The sequence below is a fragment of the Algoriphagus zhangzhouensis genome (genome assembly GCF_900148515.1).
GTDB classification, from domain to species: Bacteria; Bacteroidota; Bacteroidia; order Cytophagales; family Cyclobacteriaceae; genus Algoriphagus; species Algoriphagus zhangzhouensis.
The window spans coordinates 1-3179 of sequence record NZ_FRXN01000012.1; the positions used below are offsets into that span (position 1 = coordinate 1).

Here is a 3179-nt window from a genome sequence, read left to right on the forward strand (position 1 = left end):
GGGAAAAAGTTCATTGACATATTGAGTAGAAACTGTAACAGAGTTTGTGATTAGTAATAATCATGAAAATGAAAGTAGAGTAAGTGAATAAGGGCGCACGGGGGATGCCTAGGCTCTCAGAGGCGAAGAAGGACGTGATAAGCTGCGAAAAGCTACGGGGATCGGCCAATGCGAATTGATCCGTAGATATCCGAATGGGGCAACCCAGTCTTTTAAGACTATTCCGTAAGGAAGGCGAACGTGGGGAACTGAAACATCTAAGTACCCATAGGAGGAGAAAACAACAGTGATTCCGTGAGTAGTGGCGAGCGAAAGCGGAACAGCCCAAACCACATATGTTACGGCATGTGTGGGGTTATAGGACCTGCATAAAGAGATACAAAGTGACTGGAATGGCATGGGAAGGCCAATCGTAGAGGGTGAGAATCCCGTACGGGAAGTTTTGTTTTTTGGGCGGGTATCCTGAGTAGGCCGGGACCGGAGGAATCCCGGTTGAATTTGCCAGCACCATCTGGTAAGGCTAAATACTCCTGAGAGACCGATAGTGAACTAGTACCGTGAGGGAAAGGTGAAAAGTACTCCGAATAGGAGGGTGAAATAGAACCTGAAACCGTGCGCTTACAAGCGGTCGGAGCTACTACGTGTAGTGACGGCGTGCCTTTTGCATAATGAGCCTACGAGTTACTCCTCTCTGGCAAGGGTAAGGCATTGAGTGCTGTACCCGGAGCGAAAGCGAGTCTGAAAGGGCGATTGAGTCGGAGGGGGTAGACGCGAAACTTAGTGATCTACCCATGGCCAGGTTGAAGTTGTGGTAACACACAATGGAGGACCGAACCGATAAGCGTTGAAAAGCTTCCGGATGAGCTGTGGGTAGGGGTGAAAGGCTAATCAAACTGAGAAATAGCTCGTACTCCCCGAAATGTTTTTAGGAACAGCGTCGGGAATTGTATGATGGAGGTAGAGCTACCGATAGGACTAGGGGGAGTCAAATCCTACCAAATCCTGACGAACTCCGAATGCCATTATACAGAACCGGCAGTGAGGGCTGGGGTGCTAAGGTCCCAGTCCGAGAGGGAAAGAACCCGGACCTTCCGCTAAGGTCCCCAAATCTAGATTAAGTTGAACAAAGGTGGTCCAGTTGCAGAGACAGCCAGGAGGTTAGCTTGGAAGCAGCTATTCCTTTAAAGAGTGCGTAACAGCTCACTGGTCGAGCGACAGGGCGTCGATAATAATCGGGCATCAAATCTAGTACCGAAGCGAAGGATTGATATTTATATCAGTGGTAGGGGAGCATTCCAACGGCGGTGAAGCTGTGCTGTGAGGCATGGTGGAGCTTTTGGAAAAGCAAATGTAGGCATAAGTAACGATAAGGCGGGCGAGAAACCCGCCCACCGTAAGACCCAGGTTTCCTGATCAACGTTAATCGGATCAGGGTTAGTCGGGACCTAAGGCGAACCCGAAGGGGGTAGTCGATGGACAACGGGTTAATATTCCCGTACTATTCATACAGGTGATGGAGTGACGGAGTGATGAAAGATCCGCGCGGTGACGGAATACCGCGTTGAAGGTTGTAGGTATTGGGCCCATAGTTAAATGCGTGGGCTTAGCCGAAGCTGATAGTACTGAGCGTCTACGGACAATCAGATAGTGATCCTAAGGGCTTCCAAGAAAAACTTCTAGCGTTAAGCGTATGAATACCCGTACCGCAAACCGACACAGGTGGTCGAGGAGAGTATCCTAAGGTGCTCGAGTGAATCATGGCTAAGGAACTCGGCAAAATAGCCCTGTAACTTCGGGAGAAGGGGCGCCTCTGGCGACAGAGGCCGCAGTGAAGAGGCCCAGGCGACTGTTTAACAAAAACACATGGCTTTGCGAAGTTTAAAGACGAAGTATAAGGCCTGACACCTGCCCGGTGCCGGAAGGTTAAGAGGGGATGTTATCGCAAGAGAAGCATTGAATCGAAGCCCCGGTAAACGGCGGCCGTAACTATAACGGTCCTAAGGTAGCGAAATTCCTTGTCGGGTAAGTTCCGACCTGCACGAATGGTGTAACGATCTGGGCACTGTCTCAGCCATGAGCTCGGTGAAATTGTAGTCACGGTGAAGATGCCGTGTACCCGCAACGGGACGGAAAGACCCCATGCACCTTTACTGCAGCTTAGCATTGGTACTGGATAAATGATGTGTAGGATAGGTGGGAGACTATGAAGCGGGTTCGCCAGGATCTGTGGAGTCACTGTTGAAATACCACCCTTTATTTATTTGGTATCTAACCCTGTATCAGGGGACATTGCTTGGTGGGTAGTTTGACTGGGGTGGTCGCCTCCAAAAGGATAACGGAGGCTTCCAAAGGTTCCCTCAGTACGCTTGGTAACCGTACGTGGAGTGCAATAGCATAAGGGAGCTTGACTGTAAGGCCGACAAGCCGAGCAGGGTGGAAACACGGGTATAGTGATCCGGCGGTTCTGAATGGAAGGGCCGTCGCTCAAAGGATAAAAGGTACGCTGGGGATAACAGGCTGATCTCCCCCAAGAGCTCATATCGACGGGGAGGTTTGGCACCTCGATGTCGGCTCGTCACATCCTGGGGCTGAAGAAGGTCCCAAGGGTTGGGCTGTTCGCCCATTAAAGTGGCACGCGAGCTGGGTTCAGAACGTCGTGAGACAGTTCGGTCCCTATCTGTTGCGGGCGTGGGAAGTTTGCGAGGACCTGACCTTAGTACGAGAGGACCGGGTTGGACTGACCGCTGGTGTACCGGTTGTGGTGCCAACTGCACTGCCGGGTAGCTACGTCGGGAAGAGATAAGCGCTGAAAGCATCTAAGTGCGAAACTCCCCTCAAGATGAGACTTCCATATAGGGCCCTCAGAGACGATGAGGTTGATAGGCTGCAGGTGTAAAGGCAGTAATGTCATAGCTGAGCAGTACTAATTGCCCGAAAGCTTACTTACGCTGTGTTACAGTTTCTACGATATATGTTATCCTGATAGGAATCGGGATAGTACCAGGTACGATGTACAGGGTACCAAGAACAATAAAATATTACATACCGAACAGGTATCAAGATTTAGGCGGCCTAGCGCAGGGGTCCCACCTCTTCCCATCCCGAACAGAGAAGTTAAGCCCTGCTGCGCCGATGGTACTGGGGTTACACCCGGGAGAGTAGGTCGCCGCCACATTATT

At 50.9% G+C, this 3179-nt stretch carries 2 rRNA genes; both read left to right on the top strand.

Annotated elements, in window-relative coordinates:
• The first annotated feature begins 77 nt into the window (after positions 1 to 77).
• Positions 78 to 2947 (top strand): 23S ribosomal RNA (locus BUF13_RS20420).
• Positions 2948 to 3063: 116 nt separating this feature from the next.
• Positions 3064 to 3175, top strand: a 5S ribosomal RNA gene (gene rrf / locus BUF13_RS20425).
• The last annotated feature ends 4 nt before the right edge of the window (positions 3176 to 3179 follow it).